The organism is Kocuria sp. BT304 (assembly GCF_003290245.1).
Lineage (GTDB): Bacteria > Actinomycetota > Actinomycetes > Actinomycetales > Micrococcaceae > Kocuria > Kocuria rhizophila_A.
On the sequence record NZ_CP030039.1, the window covers coordinates 618692 to 641388 of the forward strand.

The window sequence follows — 22697 nt, forward strand, 5'->3', positions numbered from 1 at the left end:
GTGCAGTGGCCCGCCGTCGCGCGCGGCGACGACGGGCCATGGGTGCTCACCGTTCTCGGGCGGCTCAGGCCGCCGGGAGCATCCAGGAGAGCACGTTGGACTGCAGGAACACCAGGCAGCACAGCACCAGCAGCATGCCCAGGGACCACGGAACCACGGAGCGGAAGATCTGAGACTCCTTGCCCTGCATGCCCACCGCTGAGGACGCGATGGCCAGTGACTGCGGCGAGATCATCTTGCCCACCACACCGCCGGACGTGTTCGCGGCGGTCATCAGGTGCGGGTCCAGCCCAGACCCCAGGGCCGCGGTCTTCTGCAGGTTGGCGAACAGTGCGTTGGCGGAGGTGTCCGAACCGGTGACCGCGGTGCCCACCCAGCCCAGCACGGGGGAGAAGAACGCGAACGCCGCGCCGAGACCGGCCACGAACGTGCCGATCGCCAGGGTCTGGCCGGAGAAGTTCATCACGTACGCCAGTGCCAGCACGGACATGATGGTCAGGGCGGAGAAACGCATCTTCCAGAAGCTGCGTCCGATTTCGGCAAGGGCGTTCGCGATCGAGAGCCGGAACATCCCGTGGTGGGTGAACAGAGCGTAGATCACGGCCACCAGCAGCCCGGTGATGAGCAGCAGCGTGCCGGGGCTCGAGAGCCACTGGAAGGAGTAGACCGTGCCCGAGATGGCCTCGCCCTTGGCGTTGAGCAGGTGGCCGTTAAGGCCGGGCCACGGGATCTTGATGTCCGTGGACGCGAGTGCCTTGGGCACGTTGATTCCGGCGGTCCAGAGCTTGGCGATGCCGAAGACGACCACCACCAGCAGGTAGGGCAGCACCGCCATCCACACGCGTCCGGGCGTGAGGACGGCCGCGTTCTCCGGGCGGGCAATGCCGAGGTCCGCGCGCACGGCCTCGGCGCCCTTGGGCCGCCAGAAGCGCATGAGGATCACCACGCCGGCGAGTCCGGCCAGGGACGCGACCACGTCGGTGAGCTCGTACGAGAAGTGCGTGGCGCACCACCACTGGGCGATCGCGAAGCTGCCACCCACCACGAGGGCGGCGGGCCAGGCCTGCTTGAGGCCGCGGGCGCCGTCGACGATCAGCAGCAGGAAGAAGGGGACCACGAACGCGAAGAACGGGGCCTGGTGCCCCACCACGGCACCGATGTGGGCGGGGTCCAGATCCGTGAGCGTGCCCGCGGTGGTGATGGGGATGGCGATCGCGCCGAACGCCACCGGGGCGGTGTTGGCGATCAGCACCAGAGTGGCCGTCTTGAGCGGCTTGAGGCCGAGGGCCAGGATCATCGTGGCGGTGATCGCCACGGGGGCACCGAAGCCCGCCAGCGCCTCCAGCAGGCCGCCGAAGCAGAATGCGATGAGCATGGCCTGGATGCGCAGGTCACCGCCGCCGATGGTGTCGAAGATGGTGCGCAGGTCCTCGAAGCGCCCCGAGAGCACGGTCACCTGGTAGAACCACAGGGCCATGACTACGATCCACACGATCGGGAACAGTCCGTAGACGGCGCCCTGGGTGGCGGCCAGCGCGGCGAGGTGGGCCGGCATGCCGAAGCCCAGGATGGCCACCAGCAGGGCCACGGCGAGGGACGTCAGCCCCGCCACGTAGGCGCTGGCCTTGAAGGCCAGCAGCATCACGAAGAAGGTCAGCAGGGGCAGGCAGCCGACCAGGGCGGACAGCCCGACGCTGCCGCCCACGGCGTCGGTCGCGGCGGTAAAGGTGTTCACGCGTTCTCCAAGGGGTGGGGCCGGATCGGAACCGTGGTTCCCGGGTCGAGAGGATGGTCCCGGCGGGGCGGTGTGCTCCGTGTCCGGGACCGGTCGTACGATAAGTGGTCAGACCACAGTGGTCCGACCACACAGCGTACATGATCCAGGTCACACGGTGAAGATCTCGCGCCCGGCGGCGGGGAGCCCGTGTGCGGGCCTCCATGCACATCCCCGATGCCGCGCGGTGCGTTGTTGTGACCGGACTCACGGGCGTAGCCTGGTCTGGCCACAGAGATGGACCGGGGCACAGCATGACCGGGGCAGACGGTTAGGAGACCACACCCATGAAAATCGCGCTCTTCGCCACATGCATTGTGGATGCCATGTATCCCAAGGTGGCGCTGGCCACCGTGCGGATCCTCGAGCGGCTGGGACACGAGGTCGTGTTTCCCCAGGGGCAGGGCTGCTGTTCCCAGATGCACGTCAACAGCGGGTACTTCCAGGACGCCGTGCCGGTGATCCGCAACCACGTGCGCGCGTTCACCAGCGTGGACTACGACGTCGCTGTGGCCCCCTCCGGCTCTTGTGTGGCCTCCCTGGGGCACCAGCAGCCGATGGTTGCGCGCCAGTGCGGCGAGGACGCCCTGGCCGAGGATGCCGCCATGGTGGCCGAGAACACCTACGAGCTCTCCGAGCTGCTCGTGGACGTGCTGGGCGTGACGGACGCCGCCGAGCAGCTCGGCTCCTGGTTCCCGCACCCGGTGACCTACCACCCCTCGTGCCACGGCATGCGCCTGCTGGGACTCGGGGATCGCCAGAAGGACCTCGTGCGCTCCGTGGCGGACATCGAGTTCCATGAGCTACCCGACGCCGAGGAGTGCTGCGGCTTCGGCGGCACGTTCTCCTTCAAGAATCCGGACGTCTCCGGTGCCATGGCGGACGCCAAGCTCAACAACATCCGCAGCTCGGGCGCCTCGCTGTGCACCGGCGGGGATGCCTCGTGCCTGCTGCACCTGGGCGGAGCCGCGTCCAAGCGGAACGTGGACGTCCAGACCGTCCACTTCGCGGAAATCCTCGCCTCAACCCGGGCCAACCCGCTGCAGGTAGAGGGTCCCGTTGAACTGTCCATCTCCCAACCCGGCCGTCGCGCGGCGAGCCCGGCCACCACTGCAGGAGCAACTCGATGAGCGTCACGTCCCTCGGCATGCCCGCCGTGCGTCCCGTGCACGGGCAGGGCAACCTGCATGCGCAGGTCGCCTTCCCCAAGGCCGCCAAGAAGGAGCTGCAGAACAAGCAGATGCGCGCCAACATCCGGCACGCCACCCACACCATCCGCGCCAAGCGCGCCGGCGTGGTGGGGGAGGTCCCGGACTGGAGCGAGCTGCGCGACGCCGGTTCCGCCATCAAGGAGACCGTGATGGCGGGGCTGCCCGAGCTGCTCGAGCTGTTCGAGGCGAACGTGACGGCGCGCGGCGGCGTCGTCCACTGGGCCCGGGACGCGGACGAGGCGAACGCCATCGTGACCCGTCTGGTCCAGGAGCAGGACACCACGGACGTGATCAAGGTGAAGTCCATGGCCACCCAGGAGATCGGGCTGGACGAGCACCTCTCCGAGCACGGGATCACCGCCACGGAGACGGACCTCGCCGAGCTCATCGTGCAGCTGGGGCGGGACAAGCCCTCCCACATCCTGGTGCCCGCGATCCACAAGAACCGCGAGGAGATCCGCGAGATCTTCAGCCGCGAGATGCCCGGCGTCACCGAGGAGCTCACGAGCGAGCCCCGAGTGCTCGCGGAGGCCGCGCGGCAGCACCTGCGGGAGAAGTTCCTCACCTCCAAGGTGGCCATCAGCGGCGCGAACTTCGGCATCGCGGACACCGGCACCCTGTCCGTGGTGGAGTCCGAGGGCAACGGGCGCATGTGCCTGACCCTGCCCGAGACCCTGATCACCGTGATGGGCATCGAGAAACTGTTGCCCACCTACCAGGACCTCGAGGTGTTCTTCCAGCTCCTGCCGCGCTCCTCCACTGGCGAACGCATGAACCCGTACACCTCCCTGTGGACCGGCGTGACGCCCGGGGACGGCCCCAAGAACTTCCACGTGGTGCTCCTGGACAACGGGCGCTCCGCGGTGCTCGCGGACCCGCAGGGTCGCTCCGCACTGCACTGCATCCGGTGTTCCGCGTGCCTGAACGTGTGCCCCGTGTACGAGCACGCGGGCGGGCACTCCTACGGCTCCACCTACCCCGGTCCCATCGGGGCGATCCTCTCGCCGCAGCTCACGGGCATCACGTCCGAGGAGAATGCCTCCCTGCCGTACGCGTCCTCCCTGTGCGGGGCGTGCTACCAGGTGTGTCCCGTGAAGATCAACATCCCCGAGATCCTCGTGCATCTGCGGGACGAGGACATCCGCGCCCAGCACGGGAAACGCGCGGACCACGCCAACCCAGCACCGGTCTCCAAGGACCCCGCGGTGGGCGGGGACGACAACTGGCGCGAGGAGAAGTCCCTGACCGCGGACGAGGGCCGGGGTGGGCAGGACACTGCCCCCCAGAAGGGCACCCTCCAGGAGCTCGGTTCTCGGGCGCGTCGCGCAGGACGCCGCATCCGAGGAGCCGTGCCTTCCCGCGGTGTGCCCACGCAGATGGACGCCATGATGAAGGGCGCCTCCTTCGTGATGTCGTCGGGCCAGCGGATGTCCTTGGCGGAGCGCGGGCTACCCATGGGCCGTGTCATCGCCGGCCGCGACCGCGCCATCGGCTGGCTGCCCGGCATGGTGGGCGGCTGGACCGCCGAGCGCGACATCCCCGAGCCCCCCAAGGAGTCCTTCCGCAACTGGTGGAAGAAGCACGAGGGGGAGACCGACGAGCGGCTCGAGCGCGACGGCGTCACCGCGGCGTCGGGAACCGCGCGCACCGGTGCGGGGCCCGCGCAGGGCCACCCGACGGCGTCGTCCCCCGGGGAGGCGAGCCCCGCGGGTGCGCACGGCGAGTCCAAGGCCGCCCGGACCGAGGAGACCGCCGCGGGCACCGGCAAGGACGCCGCCACCCCGGGTGCCGGCGCGGACGCCGTGGCCGGAGCGGACAGTGCCGCCACGGGCGACCCCCAGAAGGACAACATCGCACCCCGCAACGGCCACGCAGGCCGCGGGAACCAGGACGGAGAGCGGGCATGAGCGCCGACGCCAAGACCGAAATCCTCGAGCGGCTCAACGGCGCCCTCGCGGACCATCCGCGGGCTCCCCACGTGCCTCGCGACTACCGGCACACCTCGGACCTCGGGCGGGACGAAATCATCGACATGCTCGAGGACCGGCTGCTCGACTACAAGGCCAACGTGTACCGGGAGACCGCGCAGACCGTGGCGCAGCGCGTCGCCACCCAGCTTGGGACCTCCGCGCGCTACGTGATCCCCGAGGGCCTCGACACCGCGTGGCTGCCCGAGGAGACCGCCGCGCGCCGGGCCATCGTGGACCCCAACGACGCCCGCAAGGCCTCCGCGCTCACCGTGCGGGACCTCAACCAGGTGGACGCCGTGGTGACATCCTCCACGGTCTCGTGCGCGCAGACGGGCACCATCTTCCTGTCCGGGCGCCCGGACGAGGGGCGGCGCGCCATCACCCTGGTGCCGGACCACCACATCTGCATCGTGCCGCTGGACTCCGTGGTGGAGCTGATCCCCGAGGCCATGGCCCGCGTGGAGCCCACCGCGCCCACCACCATGATCTCGGGCCCGTCCGCCACGTCGGACATCGAGCTCGAGCGCGTGGAGGGCGTCCACGGTCCGCGCACGCTGGACGTCATCCTGCTGGGCTGACTTTCCGACGGGCTGATGCCGAGGCTCACCCCGCGGGATTAAGTGCAGATATTGCTATCTACCAAGCGGTAGATAACAATATCTGCACTTTTTTCTGGGTCAGGAGGGTGCGCGGTTGAGGTGCGCTCGCGGCGCGTGGCCTCTTGCGCTGCTCAGTAGCGCGGCAGCGTGGGGTCCACGTCCTCGATCCACGCGAGGACGCCACCGTCGAGGTGCTTCAGGCGGTCCTCCCGCAGGGCGTAGTCGGCTCGCAGGGCCGCGAGTGCCTGTGCGGAGCGCACCCCGGCCTTGCAGTGCAGGACCACGTCCCCCTCGGAGCCCGCGGGCAACGCTTGCACGCCGTCGGCGAGCAGCCGGTCCAGCGGCACCGGCACGGATCCGGGGATCGAGACGAGCTGCCGCTCCCAGTCGTCACGCACGTCCACGAGCGTGAACGTTGTCTCGCCGCGCTCGCGGGCCGCCAGCAGCCGGGCGAGTTCGGTGGCGTCCACGGTCTCCGCGGCGCTCGGTGCGGCCGGCGGGGTGCCCGCCCCGGCCCCGGGCGCGGCGGGCGGGACGTCCCCGCGGTCCGCCGCGTCGTTGTCGGGGGCCGGGAGGCCGCACGCCACGAAGACCTGCGTGAGGTCGGTGACGGGTTCGCGCTGGGGGTCCGGCAGCACGGTGAGGGTGCGCCACGTCTGGGCGAGGGCGTCGTGGACCAGCACGCGCCCCACGAGGGGCGCCCCGATGCCGGTGAGCAGTTTCAGGGCCTCTGTGGCCATCACGGAGCCGATGGTCGCGGGCAGCACGCCCAGCACCCCGCCCTCCGCGCACGAGGGGACGGAACCGGCCGGGGGAGCCTCCGGGTAGAGGTCCCGGTACACCGGCCCTCGGCCCGCCCAGAACACCGAGACCTGGCCGTCGAAGCGCAGGATGGATCCCCACACCACGGGGATCCCGGTGAGCTCCGCGGCGTCCGCCACGAGGTAGCGGGTGGCGAAGTTGTCCGCGCCGTCCAGCACGAGGTCGTACTGCCCGAGGATCTCCAGGGCGTTGTCGGTGCTCAGGCGCGTGTCGTGGGTCCGCACGGTCACGAGCGGGTTGAGGCGGGCCAGGGCGTCCGCGGCAGAGTCCACCTTGGGACGGCCCACGTCCGCCACGGTGTGGATCACCTGGCGCTGCAGGTTGGACACGGACACCACGTCGTCGTCCACGACGCCCAGGGTTCCCACACCGGCGGCGGCGAGGTACTGCAGCGCGGGCGCGCCCAGCCCCCCGGCCCCCACCACGAGCACGCGCGCGTTCTTGAGCCGCCGCTGCCCCACCGGTCCGAACTGCGTGAGGGTGAGGTGGCGCGAGTACCGTTTGAGCTCCTCGCGCGTGAGCTCGGTGGCCGGTTCCACCAGGGGATCAAAGGGGGAGGGAGCGCTCATCGGGTGACGTCCCCCGCGCTTCCGCGGGCGCCGGGGGAGGCGTCCACCACGTCACGCGGTGCGCCGCCACCCCCATCCATACGGGGTCCCACCGGGGACGGGCGGTTCCCTCGAGGGTTCCGCGCCGCTCCCTCGCCGGTGACGGGCTCACCCGCGGTCTCGGTCACGGACCGGGCGGGCCAGTCCCCGCGCGGGGTGTCCTCATCGGTGCCGATCCGCCCGGCCATGGGCGAGGATGCCAGCGCGTGGGTGCGGCGCGCGATCCGCCCCGCGCCCCGCGCGAGCTGACCCGCCTGCACGGCGTGCTTCATGGCGTGGGCCATGGCCACGGGGTCCTGGGCGCGGGTCACCGCGGAGGCGAGCAGCACGGCGTCGCACCCGAGCTCCATGGCCAGCGCCGCCTCGGACGCCGTGCCGATGCCGGCGTCCAGCACCACGGGCACGGAGGCGCGCGAGGCGATCAGCTCGATGTTGTGGGGGTTGAGGATGCCCAGCCCCGTGCCGATCGGCGCGCCCAGGGGCATCACGACGCTGGCCCCTGCGTCCTCGAGGCGCAGCGCGAGCACGGGGTCGTCGGAGGTGTACGCGAAGACCGTGAAGCCGCGTCGCACGAGCTTCTCGGTGGCGTCCAGCAGCTCCACGCCGTCCGGCAGCAGGGTGTCCTCGTCCGAGATGACCTCCAGCTTCACCCAGTCCGTCTCCAGGGCCTCGCGCCCGAGCTCCGCGGTCAGCAGCGCGTCCCGGGCGGTGTAGCACCCGGCGGTGTTGGGCAGCACCCGGATCCCGTGGCGGCGCAGGATCCCGTACAGGCTGTCCTGCGGGGCCCCCGACGACGACGCCGCTCCGCCGGCACCGCTCGCCGGTCCGGTTCCGTGCGGGCCCTGCCCGGTGGGGCGGTCCGCGGAGGGTACCCCCGGGGAGAAGCGGCGCAGCGCCACCGTGGTCAGGTCCGTGCCGGAGGCCAGCAGGGCGCGTTCGAGCATCGCGAGGTCCGTGAGACCGCCGGTGCCCATGATGAGCCGTGAGGACAGCTCCACCCCGGCCACGCTCAGGGCGGGCAGCGAGGGGTCACCCGCTGTCCGGGCTCTGCGGGTGTCACCGGAGCCGCGGGCACGGCAACCGGCGGCGGTGGCGGGGTTCTCCGGCGTGGCGGGGCCTCCGGTCACGGGATCGGTGTTCGGGGTGCCGGTCCGGTGTGCATCCGTCATGCTCAGCCTCCCTGCACCGCGGTGACGATCTCCACGGACTGCCCCGGTGCCACGGCGGTGGCGGCCCACAGGGAGCGGGGGACCACGGTGTCGTCCACGGCCACCGCGATGCCCAGGGGATGCCCGTCCGTGGCGGTGCCCCGGGGGGTGATCTCCCGCCCGGTCAGATCCGCCACGGCGTCGGTGAGGGTGAACCCCTCGCGCACGGGCACGGGAGCGCCGTTGATGCTCGCGGTGCCCGCGGCGGCGTCATCGTGCTGCGAGACCACCGCGGTCTGGGGCTGCGGGGCGGAGGTGACGGCGGGTGTCAGCGGAGAAGCGGCCGGGGTGGCGGGGCCGGGCGTGTGCGGTGCAGGGGTGCTCATGCGAGTCCTCCCGAGAAGTCAGGGGTGTCGTGCGGGTCGTCGTTGCGGGGGCTGTGCCGGCCCGGGTCGGTTGCTGCCAGGAACTGCGCGTCCTGCGCGTGGTCCACCGCCGGGTCCAGGACCCCGGTGACGAGTTCCGCGGCCAGCCGCGAGGCCACCGGGGTGAGCAGGATGCCGTGGCGGAAGTGCCCGGTGCTGATCACGAGTCCGGGCACGGAGGTGGCGCCGAGGTAGGGGAGGTCGTCCGGGGTGCCCGGCCGTGCGCGGGCCATCATCTCCAGGACGTCGCAGTCGTCGATCGCGGGGACCACGGCTCGGGCGTCCCGCAGCAGCTGGTGCACCCCGCCGGCCAGCACGGACTCGCGGCCGTCCTCACGGCTGGTGGCACCCACCACCAGGGTGCGGTCCACGCGGGGGACCATGTAGACGGGCCGCCCCATCACCTGGGCGCGCACGGTACGGGTGAGCAGGTGGTCCTCACCGGGGGCCAGGGCGGCGTCGGGAACGCGCAGCCGCAGGATGTCCCCGAACACGGGACGCAGGCGCAGCTCGAGGTCCTCGGGCAGTCCGCCCACGGTGTTGGCGGTGAGCCCCGAGGCCACCACCACGGCGTCCGCGGGCAGGCGCTCGCCGTCGTCCAGCAGTACGCCCTCGGCGCGGCGGGGGCCCCTGCGGGGGACCTGCACGGAGTCCACGCGGCGGGTGCGCCACAGGGCGGGCCCGGCGTCGGGCACCCCGGCGAGCGTCTCGGTGTGCGGGGCGTTGAGGGCCTCGACCATGGCCGCGGCCAGCATGCGGGGGTCCACCTGGCGGTCGGAGACGATGCGCACGGCGCCCGCGAGGCGGGGGGCGAGCGCGGGCTCCATGGCGCGGGCCTCGCCCGTGGAGATCTCCTCGACGTCCATGCCGGAGGCGATCTGGTGGGAGGCGAGGTCAGAGAGGGAATGGGCGTCCGCGGCGTCGGCGGCGACCACCAGGGTCTCCTCCGTGCGGTAGCCCGTGGGCAGCCCGGTGGCCGCGCCGATGCGCTCCACGAACCGGGGGTACTCCTCCGCAGAGGCGCGCATGAGGGGGTACAGCCGCTCTTGGCCGTACTGGGTCTCCGCGACCGGTGCGAGCATGCCCGCAGCGGCTCGGGTGGCGCCCCACGCGGGCTGGGGGTCCACGACCGTGACGGCGGCGCCGCGGCGTCGCAGCTCGACCGCGGTGGCGAGCCCGATCAGACCCGCCCCGGCCACGACGACGTGCACGGGTGCGTTCTCGGACATCCTCATCCTTCCTCCGGCGGCATGATCCGCATCAGGTGACCGGTCGGCGTCTCACGCCCTCTCAGCCGGATGCGGTGGTCGGTGACGTGTGCGGGCTCCCGTGGACCTCGTCGCGCGGTGCGGCGTCGGCAACCGGACGACGCCGCCAGTCTAGTCCTCCTTGCCGGTCGCTTCCCCGGGGGATTCGCGGCCGGCTGAGCGGGCGCTGCACCCCCGGTGCGCTGTTCGTGCCACCATGGCGGCATGGAACGGAGCGAGGACCAGGGACGACGACGACGCCGACAGCTGCGGGACGCGCGGCTCTACGTGTGCGTGACCGCTCGGCGGGAGCGCGGTGACCTGCGGGATTTCCTGCACACCGCGTACGAGGGCGGGGTGGACATCATCCAGCTGCGGGACAAGACGCTCGAGGCGGCCGCGGAGATCGAGGCCATCCAGGTGCTCGCGGAGGTCGCCCGTGAGCACGGCAAACTCTTCGCCGTCAATGACCGCGCGGACGTGGCCCTGCTGACCGGCGCGGACGTGTTCCACGTGGGCCAGGGAGATCTCACCACGCGGCAGACACGCACTGTGCTGGGCCCGGACGTGGTGCTGGGCCGCTCGTGCCACTCGCCCGCGCAGGTGGACGCCGCGCTCGCGGACCCCGGGCTCGACTACTTCTGCACCGGGCCGGTCTGGGAGACCCCCACCAAGCCCGGCCGCGCGGCCGTGGGGCTCGAGCTGCCCCGCTACGCCGCCGAGCACGCGGGCACCACCCCGTTCTTCGCCATCGGGGGTGTCGACGCCGCCCGGCTGCCCGCCGTGCTCGGCACCGGTGCCACGCGCATCGTGGTGGTCCGCGCCGTCACCGAGGCGCGGGACGTCACCGCCGCCGCGCGGGAGCTGCGCAGCGCGCTGCCCGCCTGACCCGGGCGGCGACGCAACGCGTTGTCGTCCGGGGTGGTCCCTCCCGGCGTCTCCGGCGGGGAAGCTGGTGCGGGGGCTGTGCGCGAGGCGGGGCAGAACCGGAGGTCAGGCATCCCCGGCGCACTGCCCTGGGTGCTCCTCGCACCACGGGGTGACCCCCGGGAAGCGGCCCCGGTGGGTGGCCACCCAGCGGTAGACGGCCTCCTGGGTGCGGCCCACCAGTGGCAGGCCGTGGAACGCGCCGAAGCAGCGTGTGCCCAGGGCGGTGTCGAGGATCGCCGCGACTGCTCGGGCGCCGCTCACCGCGTGCCTCCTCGTGGCCTGCGGGCCTCCGCGCCCCGACCCGAGGTCACCGGATCCGGACTCCGGAGCGTCCGGCGGCGCAGCTCCAGGCTGCGGACCGTCGCAGGCACTGCCCGAGGCTCCGCCCCCGCGGGGGCGCTGCGCGGCGATCACGGTGCTCTCCCCGGCCTGGGGCACCGCCCACACCGAGGCGTCGCACTCCTGCGGGGTCAGGCCAAACCGTTCCGGCACGTCCGGCTGCTGCCACGCGTGCAGCTCGACCCGCCCGTGCCGGTCCAGGCGCCGCACCCAGCCCACGGCGCGGGTGCAGAAACCGCACCGGCCGTCGAAGACCACGTGCAGCCGTGCGCTCACAGCTCCACGCTCCCGGTGATGCGCACCGCGCACTCGCCGCCCACCAGCACGGCGCCCTGCCGGTCCGAGATCACGTGCACGAGTCCGTGCCGGCCCACGCGGGTGCCCTGCCGTGCCGTGTACTCGCCGGGTGCACGCCCGGTGCGGATCAGCCACTGCGCGAGGGCCGCGTTGAGGCTGCCCGTCACGGGGTCCTCGTAGCCGCGGGCCCCGGGCACGAAGGCCCGCACCTCGAAGCGGTGCCCGGCCCCGTCCGGCGCCGGGCCCACCACGCCCACCTTCCGGTCCCCGAGCGCGGCGTAGTCGGGCTCGACGCCCAGAACGTCCTCGGCGGAGGCGAGCAGCAGCGCGGCCCACCCGGGGCCGTTGTCCACCCACTGGTGGTCGCGCACCTGCCCCTCGGCCAGCCCGAGCGCCACGGTGACCGCCCGCAGGTCCCCGGGGTCCAGCCCGCCCGAGCGGAGGATGGGTGGGGCCTCGAAACGCAGCGCGGCGGCGTCGTCGTCCGGGGACGGGACGTGGATGCGGACGAGACCCGCCGCGCACTCCTGGACCACCGTGCCGGGGGCGCGCGGGGCGTGGCCCGCCGCGAGCCACGCGCGGGCCGAACCCAGGGTGGGGTGCCCGGCGAAGGGCAGTTCGCGGTCCGGGGTGAAGATGCGCAGCCGGTAGTCGGCCGCGGGGTCGGTGGGCGGCAGCACGAACGTGGTCTCGGAGAGGTTGGTCCAGGCGGCGAACCGTGCCATCTGCTCTTCCGAGAGGCCCGTGCCGTCCAGGACCACGGCCACGGGGTTGCCCCGGCAGGGCTCGGCGGAGAAGACGTCCACCTGGGCGAACGGGCGGGAGCGGGGTGCGGAGGTCATGCCACGATTCCACCACGGAGCCCCGACGCCCGGGGCGGGCATGAAAAAAATCCCCTTGCTCCGGTTGCGGAGGAGCAAGGGGATTTCGGTCGGGATGACAGGATTTGAACCTGCGACCTCGTCGTCCCGAACGACGCGCGCTACCAAGCTGCGCCACATCCCGGAAGTTGCACGGGCGGACCCGCGAACAACTGCTTCAGCATAGCGTCAGGCTCCGGGGAATGCGAAATCACCGGGGCGGGCACCGGTACGCTCGCCCATATGGAGAATCCCGCCGTGACGGCCGCCGCCCCGCGCACGTGGTGGCGGGTGGGCGCGGCCATGTTCACCGTGGGGTTCGGGGCCAACCTGTTCGCCCCCATGCTCGAGGTCTACCGCTCGCAGGACGGGCTCAGCGAGTCCTTCGTGACCGGGATGCTGGGGATCTACGCCGCCGGGCTGGTGCCCGCGCTGCTCGTGTTCGGGCCGGTGTCCGACCACCGGGGGCGGCGCGCCGTGATGCGCCCGGCGCTCGCCGTGGTGATCGCGGCCTCCCTGGTGCTCGCCGCGGCGTCCCACACCTCGGACTGGCTGCTGTACGCGGGCCGCTGGGTCATGGGCTTCGGGGTGGGCATGGCCATGGCCTCGGGCTCCGCGTGGGTCAAGCAGCTCAGCACGGACCGCCCCGGCTCCGGACCCCGACGCGCCACCGTGGTGCTCTCCGCGGGATTCGGCGGGGGCCCGCTCGCCGCCGGACTGCTCGCCCAGTTCCTGCCCGCACCGCAGGTCACGCCGTTCCTGCTGCACGTGCTGCTCGCGGGTTGCGCTGCGGTGCTGGTGTGGCGCGTGCCCGAGACCCAGCCGCCCGCGAGCGGCCCGCGCCCGTCCCGGCCGCTCGTGCCCGCCGTGGCGCGCACGGGCCGGTTCTTCTGGGTGGTGGCCGCGTGGGCGCCGTGGGTGTTCGGCACGGCCACGATCGCGTTCGCGAGCATCCCGTCCTTCCTGCTCACCACGGTGCGCTTCCCCGTGGCCTACCTCGGCGCGGTGGCCGCCACGGTGATGTTCACCGGGGTGCTCGTGCAGCCCCTCGCGGCCCGGCTCGCGCGCAGCGGGTGGCTCCCCCTGTCCGTCACGGGGCTCGGTGCCGCGAGCGCGGGCCTGGTCCTCGGGGCCCTGACCGTCACGTGGCACCTGAGCTGGCTCGCGTTCCCCACAGCCGTGATGCTGGGCGTGAGCTACGGGTTCATGATGGTTGCCGGGCTGCGCGAGGTGGAGCTCATGGCCCGCCCGCACGAGCTCGGGGCGCTGATCGGGGTGTTCTACACCCTCACCTACACGGGTTTCGCGGTGCCGTTCGTGCTGTCCCTGGTGGCCCCGGCCGTGGCGCGCTGGGCCGGGGTGGAGCCCACCACGGGCTTCGTGTGGTGCCTGCTTTTCGGCGTGCTGGTGTGCGCGGCCTCCGCGGTCCCGGTGGCACGCGCCGCGGCACGCGGCGTTCCGGATCCGGGTACGACGACGCCGCAGGGCTGAGGCGCGCCCGCCCCGGTTCGGGCGCTGCCCCGGCCCTGTCGTCCGTTCCGGTGCGTCGGCCGCTCGCGCGTGGTGCTGTGCCGACGACCCTCTGTTGACGAGACAGACGTCCGGCGCTGCTTGCCCGCGCGTGGCGCGGTGGCCTGTCCGGCCGTCGCCGGCGGTGGGTCCGCGCTGAGCCCACCGCCGGCGTCAGGTGGCGCACGCGCTCAGCGGGTGACCCGCTCCAGGACCTGCAGCACGTGCTCGTAGGGCCGGCCCGTGGCCTCCGTGAGGGCCTGCTCGCACGTCCGATTCAACGATGCATACGCATCGAAATCTCCGGCAACGACCTCCGCGGCCTCGCGCCGGGTGGCGGACGCCGTGAGCTCCGGGTGCAGCATCCCGCGGTCCCCCGCGTAGCCGCAGCAGCCCCAGTCCACGGGCACGGTGACCTCCCCGGCGCACGCGTGGGCCACGCGCAGCAGGTCCTCGGTGGCGCCCAGGTGCACGGACGAGCACGTGGGGTGCACGGCCAGGGTCTCCAGGGGTGCTCCCCGGTCCAGCCCGGGCAGCACGTGCTCGGCGGTGAACGTCACGGCGTCCACGAAGCGCAGGTCACGGTACACGGGGTGCTCCGTGGCCAGCTCCCGCATGGTCTCGAGCCCCTCCGTGCAGGACGCCGCATCGCACACGACCGGCAGCCGCCCGTGCTCGGACGCCTCCCAGAGCATCCCGAGGGTCCGCTCGCTCATCGTGGCGTAGCCGGTGGGCAGTCCCTTGGACTTCCACGGGGTGCCGCAGCAGGCCGCGTCGATGCCCTCCGGGATCCGCACGGCCACCCCGGCGCGCTCGCACAGCCGCAGGAACGCCTCGGACGCCGAGGGGCCCTCACCGGAGACCGTGCCGAACATCGCCCCGATGCACGCGGGGAAGAACACGGCCCGGACGGGGTGGTGCTCGGCGGAGGTCGACGCCGCGGCGTCACCGCGGGGAGCCGCCGCCCTCGCTCCTGCGGCACTCGTGCCCTGGGCGCTCGTGCCCGGGGCGCCCGCAGCCCCTCGGGCCGGTTGCCCGGCAGGGGAGTGCGCGGGCGGCGTCGTCAACCGGGAGCGGGTGCCGCCGCCCGCCGGGAGCGTGGCGTTGTAGCGGGGGACCGTGTCTGCGCCGAGCACCGCGCGGGCCGCGCGGGTGGCGGAGACCGGAAGCACCGCGGGCATGTGCGAGGCCATGGTGAGGGCGAAGGCCGCCCCGGCGGAGGTCGCGGCCCACGAGCGCGCGGCGGCTCCCCACGCGAGGTCCGCGACCGTGGAGTGGTTCTCCGCGCGCAGCCGCCGCACCAGGTCGCCCGTGTTGATGTGCACGGGGCAGGCCGTGACGCACATGCCGTCCACGGCGCACGTCTGCAGCCCGGCGTAGTCGTACTCGCGGCGCAGCCGGGCGGCCAGGGCGGTGTCCCCGCGTTCCTCAGCCTGGGCGATCTCCCGGCGTCCCACGATGCGCTGGCGCGGGGTGAGGGTGAGGTCCTGGGACGGGCACACCGGCTCGCAGTAGCCGCACTCCACGCAGCGGTCCACCTCGGACTCCACGGGCGGGGCGGTCTTGAGGTCCCGCAGGTACGCGCGCGGGTCCTCGGTGAGGATCACCCCGGGGTTGAAGCGGTTGCCGGGATCGATCAGGGCCTTCAGCTCCACCATCACCGAGTACAGCTCGTCCCCGTACTGCCGCCGCACGAACGGGGCCATGATCCGCCCGGTGCCGTGCTCGGCCTTCAGGGACCCACCGCGGCCGAGCACCAGATCCACCATCTCCTCGGTGAAGCGCTCGTAGCGCTCCAGCTGGGCGGGATCGTCGAACTGCTCGTTGAGCATGAAGTGGACGTTGCCGTCCTTGGCGTGGCCGAAGATCACCGAGTCCCGGTAGCCGTGGGCGTCGAAGAGTCCGGTGAGCTCCTCGCACGTGCCGCCCAGCTGGTCCACCGGCACCACCACGTCTTCGAGCAGCGCGTTGGTGCCCTGCGGCCGGTTGCCCGCCACGGTGGTGTAGAGCCCCTTGCGCACGGTCCACAGGCTCGCGCGCTCGCGGGGGTCGGTGGTCAGGGCCACCGGCCCGGCCAGCTCGAGCGCGTCGAAGGTGGACGCCGCCGCCTCCGCCAGCTCCCGCACACCTGCCGCGGTGTCGTGCTGGTACTCCACGAGCAGTGCGGCCTGCTGGCCCACCGGGATGTCCATGATCGCGGGCGGCGCGAGTCCGGTGCGCTGCGAGACCGCCAGGGACGTGGCGTCCATCAGCTCCAGGGTGGCGCACTGCGAGCCCACCAGCTCCGGAACGGCACTCGTGGCGGCCACCACGGTGGGGAACACCAGCAGGCCGGTGGCCACGTGCGGGCGCACGGGCACGGTGCGCAGGGTCGCGCTCGCCACGAACCCCAGGGTGCCCTCCGAGCCGATCATGAGGTGCTCCAGGACGGCCACGGGGTCCTCGTGGTCCAGGAACGAGTTCAGCCCGTAGCCCATGGTGTTCTTCATGGCGAACAGCCGCTCGATGGTCTGTACGGACTCCGGATTGCCCCGCACGCGGTCCCGCAGCCGGAGCAGGCCCTCGAACAGGTCGGGCTCTCGGGCCCGCAGCTGCTCACCAGCATCCGGGGCGGCGGTGTCCAGCACCGTGCCGGAGGGCAGCACGAGCACCATGGACTCCAGGGTGCGGTACGTGTTGAACTCGGTGCCGCACGCCATCCCGGAGGAGTTGTCGGCCACCACTCCGCCCAGCGTGCACGCGGACTCGCTGGCCGGATCCGGGCCCAGCGCCCGCCCGTGCGGAGCCAGCCGCGCATTGACCTGGCGCACGGTGACCCCCGGTTGCACGCGCACGCGGGCACCCCGATCCAGGACCTCCACGCTCTTGAAGTGGCGGCGGACGTCCACGAGGATCTGGTCCGTGACGGACTGCCCCGACAGGGACGTGCCGCCCGAGCGCAGGGTCAGGCCAGCGTCCGTGTCCGCGGCCGCGGCGAAGATCCGCCCCACCTCGTGCGTGTCTCGCGGGCGCAGCACCGCGCGCGGCTGCATCAGGTAGTGGGAGGCGTCGTGGGCCAGGGCGCGCCGCTCCAGCTCCCCGGTGACGACGACGCCGCTGCCGCACTCCCGCTCGATCCTCGCCACCGCGTGGTCCAACGGAGAGTCGAGGGGAGCCGGGGCGTCGTCGGGCCGGCGCGTGGGGAGGGGGAGTCGGATCGGTGCCATGGGAAGAACTTTAGTCCGTGAGTGTGACCAGAACGGCCTGTGGTGGGCAGAAGAGCCGCACCGGGGCGAAGCGGGACTCGCCCAGGCCCTGGGAGATGTTCACCGGGACGCCCCGGTGGTCGATGAGTCCCTTGCAGATCGCGGGGTCCAGGTCGCAGTTGCTGACCAGGGCCCGGCCCCCGGGCAGGCACACCTGGCCGCCGTGGGTGTGGCCCGCGAAGACGATGTCCGCCCGGTCCGCGGCGAAGCGGTCCAGGGTGCGCAGGTACGGGGCGTGGGCCACCCCGATCCGGACGTCCGCCGGGGTCGGCTGGCCCTCGGGGAAACCGGGGTGGCGGTCGTACTTCAGGTGCGGGTCGTCCACGCCCGAGAAGTCCACGACCGTCCCGGCCACCTCCCGGCGCAGCGAGCGGTTGACGAGGCCCTGCCAGCCGTGGGACTCGAACGCGCGGTGCATCTGCTCGGTGGGCAGCCGGGGCGCCTCGCCCGAGGACTTCTCGCCCGCGGTGGTGCGCCACAGGTAGCGCGTGGGGTTCTTGGGCTGCGGCGCGAAGTAGCAGTTGGAGCCCGGCACGTAGACGCCCGGGAAGCGGAAAAGCGGCTCGAGGATCTCCAGCAGGTACGGCACCGCGTGCGGGTGGGAGAGGTTGTCCCCGGTGTCCACCACCAGGTCCGGTTCCAGCGCGGCCAGCGAGTGCACGAAGCGCTTCTTGGCCTCCTGGCCCGGAACCGTGTGCAGGTCCGAGAGGTGCAGGATGCGCAGCGGCCGGGACCCGGCGGGCAGCACCCGCACGGTCTCCTGGCGCAGCTGGAACCGGCGGCGCTCCCCGAGCGTGGCCCAGGCCACGGTGGCCGCGCCGGCGGCGAAGAGCCCCGCCCCGGTCGCGGCGAGGGTGCGCGCGACCGGGGCGGGGCCGGTGCCGGGGGAGGGCGCCGTCACTTGCGGGTGGACAGCACGTTCGAGGGCGGGTCGGAGAACGGCGCCGTGCTGTAGTTTGGCGCGATCTCCTTCATGTAGTTCTGCCACTGGCTGCCCGCGTACGTGGCGCCGTCCACCCACTCGGTGCCGGAGCCGCCGCGCTTGCCACCGATGTTCAGCCCGTTCAGCGAGCGGGAGCCGGACTGGTAGTTGCCCACCCACGAGGCCGTGGACAGGCCCTTGGTGTAGCCGAGCATCCAGGTCTGGGTGGAGTTGTCGGTAGTGCCCGTCTTGGCGGCGGAGGCGTTGGGCAGTCCGATGCCCCGCTGGTACGCGGAGCCCTTCACGATCACCTGCTCCAGGACGTAGTTCACGCCCTGCGCGACCTCCTTCTTGATGACCTGCTGGCACTTGTCACCGGGCACCGAGTAGTTCTTGCCGGAACGGTCCGTGACCCTGGTGATGGAGCGCGGCTCGCACATCATGCCGTCGTTGGCGAACGCGGAGAACGCGCGGGCCATGGTCATGGGGGAGATGTCCGCGGAACCACCCAGCAGCGAGGACAGCACCGTGGTGTCCACGGGGTCGCCGGTCTTGCCGTCGTGGATGCCCAGCGCCTTGGTGATCTCGCCGATCTGGCACAGGTCCAGGTCCGCGGCCATGGCGTACAGGGCGGAGTTGATGGAGTTGTAGATGCCGTAGTCCACGTCCATCACCTTGTTGTAGCCCTCGGTGGCGTTCTGGAACGAGAGGCCGTTGCCGTCCGTGCCGGGCTCGATCTTGTACCCGTTGGGCAGGCACGAGGCCTTCCACTGGTAGTCCGCGGGGTAGCTCAGCCTGCGGGCGTCGATGCTGGCCTTCACGCCCTTGCCCGAGTTGATCCACTGGGCCAGGGTGAACGGCTTGAACGTGGAGCCCACCTGGAAGCCGCCGGCCCCGCCCATGGAGGTGTCCACGTTGAAGTTGTACGTGGTGTTGGACATGCCCTCCGCGGCGGAGTAGTTGGTGTTCTGCGCCATGGACACGATGTGCCCGTTGCCCGGCTCCAGGGAGATCAGGGACGTGGAGACGCTGTCCGGGTTGTTGTCCTTGGGCTGCGTGGCGTTGACCTGGGTGTCCGCCGCCTTCTGGGCCTTGGGGTCCAGGGTGGTGCGGATGGTCAGGCCACCGCGCTGCAGCGTGGCCAGCCGCTCCTCCGGGGTGGTGCCGAACGAGTCCGACTGCATGACCTCGTTCTCCACGTAGTCGCAGAAGTACGGGGCCGTCTTGGCCGCGGAGCACCCCGAGTTGGTGTGGTGGATGTCCAGCTTCATGGGCTCCTTGGCCGCCTGCTCCGCCTGCTGCTGCGTGATGGACCCGGTCTGGACCATGGTGTCGAGCACCACGTTGCGCCGCTGCGTGGACGCCTCGGGGTTGACCTCGGGGTTGTAGTAGTTGGGGGACTGCACCATGCCCGCGAGCGTGGCGGACTGGGCGATGCTCAGCTTGGACGCCGGGATGCCCCAGAAGTACTGGGACGCGGCCTCCACGCCGTAGTTGGAGCCGCCGAAGAGCACGATGTTGAGGTAGCCCTCCAGGATCTCGTCCTTGGACTTCTCCTGCTCCATGGACAGGGCGAGCTTGATCTCCTTGATCTTGTCCACCACGCCCTTGTCGGCACCGATGGTGCTGGCCTGCTCACCGGCCCGGACCTGCTGGTCGATGATCAGGTTGTTGACGTACTGCTGCGTGATGGTGGAGGCACCCTGGCGGGTGCTGGGGCGTAGCAGGTTGTTGCCCATGGCGCGCACGATGCCCCACGGGTCCACGCCGCCGTGGTCGTAGAAGTCGCGGTCCTCGATGGACAGCAGCGCGTTGCGCATGTTCGGGGAGATCTGGTCCAGCGGCACGGGATCACGGTTCTGCGCGAAGAACTTGGCCATCTCGGTGCCATCCTTGGCCACCACGGTGGAGGCCTCCGAGACGGGTCCGGACTCCATGTCCGCGGGCAGGGACTTGAACCAGCCCACGGACGCGTTGGCGGCCAGCCCGGCGGCCGCGGCGGGGGGTACCAGGAGTCCGGCCGCCACCACTCCGGTGACCACGGCGACGGCGATGAACGCGACGACGTTGCCCAGGACCGACGTGGGCTCGGAGCCCGAGTTGTTGCGTGATGCCATTGCGCCAGTGTACAAGCCGGGGCGGGGTGGACCGGGCGGGCGCGGGAGGGGTCACACTGTGTTCTCCCGGGGTGCGCGCACGCGCCTGACAGTGTCGCGGCAAGTAGTGTGGAGGCCATGACCACTTGGGAATATGCAACCGTTCCGCTCATGATCCACGCCACCAAGCAGATCCTCGACAACTGGGGGGAGGACGGCTGGGAGCTCGTGACCGTCCTGCCGGGCACCCAGGCCGCGGACACGCCGGCCGGGAACATGAACGCGCCCGTCCAGAACAACCCGATCGCCTACTTCAAGCGCCCCAAGCCCTGAGCGGCGGGAAGGTCGAACCATGAGTGAGAAGTTCGAGGAGCGCCTGGCGCAGCTGGGGCTCGAGCTGCCGGAGGTGGCCAAGCCCCTGGCGGCCTATGCACCGGCCGTGGTGAGCGGCACGTACGTGTACACCGCCGGGCAGCTGCCGCTCGTGTCCGGGGCCCTGCCGGAGACCGGCGTGGTCAGCGACTCCGGCGCCGCCGGCACCGTGTCCCCGGAGCGGGCCGCCGAGCTCGCGGAGCGCTGCGCGCTCAATGCGATTGCCGCCGTGAAGTCCCAGATCGAGGACCTCGACCGGATCCGCCGCATCGTGAAGGTCACCGGCTTCGTGGCCAGCGCACCGGACTTCCACGGCCAGCCCGCCGTGGTGGACGGTGCCTCCACCCTGCTGGGTCGGGTGTTCGGGGCCGCGGGCGTGCACGCGCGCTCCGCGGTGGGCGTGAGCGTCCTGCCCCTGAACTCCCCGGTGGAGGTCGAGCTGATCGTCGAGTTCGGCTGAGCATGGACGCCCCCCGCGGGAGCGAGCGCATCTTCGCGGTGCCCCGCGTGTACTCCAAGGCGGCCCGTGCGTGGCTCGAGCGCGGGCTCGGCATGCACGGGTCCGCGCCGCGCCACGGTGCGGCCACGGTGTTCGTGCGTGACGGCGAGCACGGGGTCGAGACCCTCATGCTCCACCGCCCCGGGCGCCAGTCCATGGGTACGCTCTCGTTCCCCGGCGGCATCACCGAGACCAGCGACGACGAGCCCCTGAGCTGGTGCGGGCCGTCCCCCGCCGAGTGGGCGCACCGGCTGCTCTCGGAGGACATTGGTCTCTCACGACGCCGCGTGGTCGCCGCCGCGCGCAAAACGTTCGTGGAGACCGGGATCCTCTTCGCCGGGACCCCCATGTACGGGGTCGCGGACACCGTGGAGGGCGTGGACTGGATGCGCTCGCGGGAGCTGCTGGCCACGGAGGACATCTCCTTCGCGGACCTGTTGGCCAAGCGCAGCATGGCGTTCCACAGCGAGTGCCTGCGCCCGCTGTCCCACTGGGTGACCTCGGACTTCGTGCACCAGCGGGTGGACCTGCAGTTCTTCGCGGCGGCGGTGCCCGTGGGTCAGCGCCACAGTCCGCTGGCCACCCAGCGCGGGCGCGCGTGGCTCGGGTGGGTGGATGCCCGCACGCTGCTGGAGGACCCGTGGTCCACGCCGGTTCCCGAGCTGTTCCGGCAGCAGGCCGAGGACTCCGCGCTCACGGACGATCCGAGGCACTTCGAGTTCCACGAGCTCACCACTCCCGGGGTGCAGTGCGCCGTGGAGGCGGTGGCCGAGGCGTCCTCCGCGGTGGCGTTCCTCGCGGCGCGCCGGGACCTGCGGGTGCGCAGCCCCCGGTTGGACCTGCGCGACGGCGAACCCGTCCTCGTGCTCGACGGCTGACACCGGACCTCGCACCCGCCCCGCTGGGATCCGCCGCTGCGGGTGTGCTCAAGGCGGACACCCGCACACCCCACCGCGAGCAGCCGCACACCCCACCGCCGGACGACGCCGCCCGGGCCGGTACGCGACGCACGCCACGGTGAGCGCGTGCACAACGCGACGACGCCCGCGGCAGGTGCCGTGGGCGTCGTCGTGAATGCTGTGACGGGGGTCAGCGCGAGCGCTGCTTGAGGCGCTGCAGGTCCAGGATGACCACGGCGCGCGCCTCGAGGCGGATCCAGCCGCGCTGAACGAACTCGGCGAGGGCCTTGTTGACGGTCTCGCGGGAGGCGCCCACCAGCTGGGCCAGCTCCTCCTGGGTGAGCTCGTGGGCCACCAGGATGCCGTCCGTGGCGGGGCGCCCGAAGCGGTCCGCGAGGTCCAGCAGGGCCTTGGCGACGCGGCCGGGGACGTCCGAGAACACGAGGTCCGCGAGGTTCTCGTTGGTGCGGCGCAGCCGGCGGGCAAGGGCCTGGAGCAGCTGGGCGGAGACCTCGGGGGAGTGCTGGATGACCTTGCGCAGGTTCTCGTGCTTGAGCCCGGCCAGGCGCGTCTCGGACACCGCGGTCGCGGAGGTGGAACGCGGGCTGGGGTCGAACAGCGCCATCTCACCGAAGATCTCGCCCGGGCCCATGACGGCCACGAGGTTTTCACGGCCGTCGCTCGCGGTGCGCCCGAGCTTCATCTTGCCGGAGACGATGAAGTAGAGCTGGTCCCCGGGATCGCCCTCGTAGAAGAGGGTGGCGCCGCGGGAGAGGTCCACCTCGGTGATCTCCTTGGTCAGAGCCGCGAACGCCTCGTCGTCCAGGGAAGCGAAAAGCGGAGCGCGGCGCAGGACGTCGGTATCCAAGGTAGATCTCCTCACGAAGAAGGGTGTGCCCCGGTGGGGCCACGTGCATGATTACGT

Annotated in this window: 18 protein-coding genes, 1 tRNA gene, 1 pseudogene and 1 riboswitch; of the genes and pseudogenes, 8 read left to right on the forward strand and 12 right to left on the reverse strand. The window is 72.1% G+C overall.

All coding sequences use genetic code 11. The annotated features are described in order from the left end of the window. Positions 1-64 precede the first annotated feature (64 nt). Entirely contained in the window at positions 65-1735 is a 1671-nt protein-coding gene (locus DNL27_RS02815) for an L-lactate permease (RefSeq protein ID WP_112234645.1), read from the reverse strand. 326 nt (positions 1736-2061) lie between these two features. Between DNL27_RS02815 and DNL27_RS02820 the strand changes: the two genes are divergently transcribed. Genes DNL27_RS02820 through DNL27_RS02830 form a run of 3 tightly spaced genes read left to right on the forward strand, consistent with a single transcriptional unit; the run spans position 2062 to position 5533 of the window. Further along, positions 2062-2904 carry a (Fe-S)-binding protein gene (locus DNL27_RS02820; protein ID WP_012397510.1) on the forward strand — a complete coding sequence of 281 codons (843 nt, stop codon included), beginning with the start codon at positions 2062-2064 and terminating at the stop codon, positions 2902-2904. Then, the gene (locus DNL27_RS02825; protein WP_112234646.1) at positions 2901-4892 is read left to right on the forward strand and encodes a LutB/LldF family L-lactate oxidation iron-sulfur protein; all 1992 of its coding nucleotides are present in this window, start codon (positions 2901-2903) and stop codon (positions 4890-4892) included. The genes DNL27_RS02820 and DNL27_RS02825 overlap by 4 nt, the downstream gene beginning before the upstream one ends. Further along, positions 4889-5533, forward strand: a complete 645-nt coding sequence (locus tag DNL27_RS02830; RefSeq protein WP_112234647.1) for an LUD domain-containing protein — start codon at positions 4889-4891, stop codon at positions 5531-5533. The genes DNL27_RS02825 and DNL27_RS02830 overlap by 4 nt, the downstream gene beginning before the upstream one ends. Positions 5534-5685: 152 nt before the next feature. On the opposite strand, the gene moeB is transcribed toward DNL27_RS02830, so the two are convergent. From moeB to thiO, 4 genes and pseudogenes are all read right to left on the reverse strand, one after another. Then, entirely contained in the window at positions 5686-6945 is a 1260-nt protein-coding gene (gene moeB, locus DNL27_RS02835; RefSeq protein ID WP_112234648.1) for a molybdopterin-synthase adenylyltransferase MoeB, read from the reverse strand. Positions 6946-7160: 215 nt separating this feature from the next. Next, a pseudogene (locus tag DNL27_RS02840) lies at positions 7161-8153 on the reverse strand (thiazole synthase); the annotation flags it as partial. Positions 8154-8155: 2 nt separating this feature from the next. Continuing rightward, positions 8156-8518, reverse strand: a complete 363-nt coding sequence (gene thiS, locus DNL27_RS02845; protein ID WP_370447107.1) for a sulfur carrier protein ThiS — start codon at positions 8516-8518, stop codon at positions 8156-8158. Beyond that, on the reverse strand, positions 8515-9786 hold the full coding sequence (gene thiO, locus DNL27_RS02850; protein ID WP_229566129.1) for a glycine oxidase ThiO: 1272 nt from the start codon (positions 9784-9786) through the stop codon (positions 8515-8517). The genes thiS and thiO overlap by 4 nt, the downstream gene beginning before the upstream one ends. Beyond that, positions 9778-9898: riboswitch (TPP riboswitch) on the reverse strand. (Overlaps the previous gene by 9 nt.) Positions 9899-10029: 131 nt before the next feature. Here thiO and thiE point away from each other — a divergent pair. Next, positions 10030-10692: a thiamine phosphate synthase gene (gene thiE / locus DNL27_RS02855; RefSeq protein ID WP_112234651.1), complete on the forward strand. Its 663-nt coding sequence runs from the start codon at positions 10030-10032 to the stop codon at positions 10690-10692. Between the two features lie 105 nt (positions 10693-10797). Here thiE and DNL27_RS12360 read toward each other — a convergent pair whose 3' ends face one another. From DNL27_RS12360 to DNL27_RS02875, 3 genes are all read right to left on the reverse strand, one after another. After that, positions 10798-11349, reverse strand: coding sequence for a thiol-disulfide oxidoreductase DCC family protein (locus DNL27_RS12360; protein WP_229577862.1), 552 nt, complete (start codon positions 11347-11349; stop codon positions 10798-10800). Continuing rightward, positions 11346-12212 carry a PhzF family phenazine biosynthesis protein gene (locus DNL27_RS02870; RefSeq protein WP_112234652.1) on the reverse strand — a complete coding sequence of 289 codons (867 nt, stop codon included), beginning with the start codon at positions 12210-12212 and terminating at the stop codon, positions 11346-11348. Before DNL27_RS02870 ends, DNL27_RS12360 begins: the two co-directional genes overlap by 4 nt. An 89-nt stretch (positions 12213-12301) precedes the next feature. Continuing rightward, a tRNA-Pro gene (locus DNL27_RS02875) sits at positions 12302-12375 on the reverse strand. Positions 12376-12473: 98 nt separating this feature from the next. Here DNL27_RS02875 and DNL27_RS02880 point away from each other — a divergent pair. Next, positions 12474-13721 carry an MFS transporter gene (locus DNL27_RS02880; protein WP_112234653.1) on the forward strand — a complete coding sequence of 416 codons (1248 nt, stop codon included), beginning with the start codon at positions 12474-12476 and terminating at the stop codon, positions 13719-13721. A gap of 209 nt (positions 13722-13930) precedes the next feature. Here the strand turns inward: DNL27_RS02880 and DNL27_RS02885 are convergent, their stop codons facing one another. From DNL27_RS02885 to DNL27_RS02895, 3 genes are read right to left on the reverse strand one after another with little or no spacing between them, the layout of a single operon-like run. Further along, a complete protein-coding gene (locus DNL27_RS02885) occupies positions 13931-16945 on the reverse strand; it encodes an FAD-binding and (Fe-S)-binding domain-containing protein (RefSeq protein ID WP_112234654.1) in 3015 nt (1004 codons plus the stop codon). A 10-nt stretch (positions 16946-16955) separates the two neighbouring features. Further along, positions 16956-17885: a metallophosphoesterase gene (locus DNL27_RS02890; RefSeq protein ID WP_112234655.1), complete on the reverse strand. Its 930-nt coding sequence runs from the start codon at positions 17883-17885 to the stop codon at positions 16956-16958. Then, positions 17882-20023 (reverse strand): transglycosylase domain-containing protein, encoded by a 2142-nt coding sequence (locus DNL27_RS02895; RefSeq protein ID WP_112234656.1) that lies wholly within the window; start codon positions 20021-20023, stop codon positions 17882-17884. The genes DNL27_RS02890 and DNL27_RS02895 overlap by 4 nt, the downstream gene beginning before the upstream one ends. Positions 20024-20140: 117 nt before the next feature. Between DNL27_RS02895 and DNL27_RS02900 the strand changes: the two genes are divergently transcribed. From DNL27_RS02900 to DNL27_RS02910, 3 genes are read left to right on the forward strand one after another with little or no spacing between them, the layout of a single operon-like run. Next, the gene (locus tag DNL27_RS02900; RefSeq protein WP_012397524.1) at positions 20141-20335 is read left to right on the forward strand and encodes a DUF4177 domain-containing protein; all 195 of its coding nucleotides are present in this window, start codon (positions 20141-20143) and stop codon (positions 20333-20335) included. Between the two features lie 19 nt (positions 20336-20354). Further along, positions 20355-20834, forward strand: a complete 480-nt coding sequence (locus tag DNL27_RS02905) for a RidA family protein (RefSeq protein WP_058955917.1) — start codon at positions 20355-20357, stop codon at positions 20832-20834. A 2-nt stretch (positions 20835-20836) separates the two neighbouring features. Continuing rightward, positions 20837-21751 carry a hypothetical protein gene (locus DNL27_RS02910; RefSeq protein WP_112234657.1) on the forward strand — a complete coding sequence of 305 codons (915 nt, stop codon included), beginning with the start codon at positions 20837-20839 and terminating at the stop codon, positions 21749-21751. A gap of 211 nt (positions 21752-21962) precedes the next feature. Here DNL27_RS02910 and DNL27_RS02915 read toward each other — a convergent pair whose 3' ends face one another. Continuing rightward, positions 21963-22640 (reverse strand): Crp/Fnr family transcriptional regulator, encoded by a 678-nt coding sequence (locus DNL27_RS02915; protein ID WP_012397527.1) that lies wholly within the window; start codon positions 22638-22640, stop codon positions 21963-21965. Between the last annotated feature and the right edge of the window lie 57 nt (positions 22641-22697).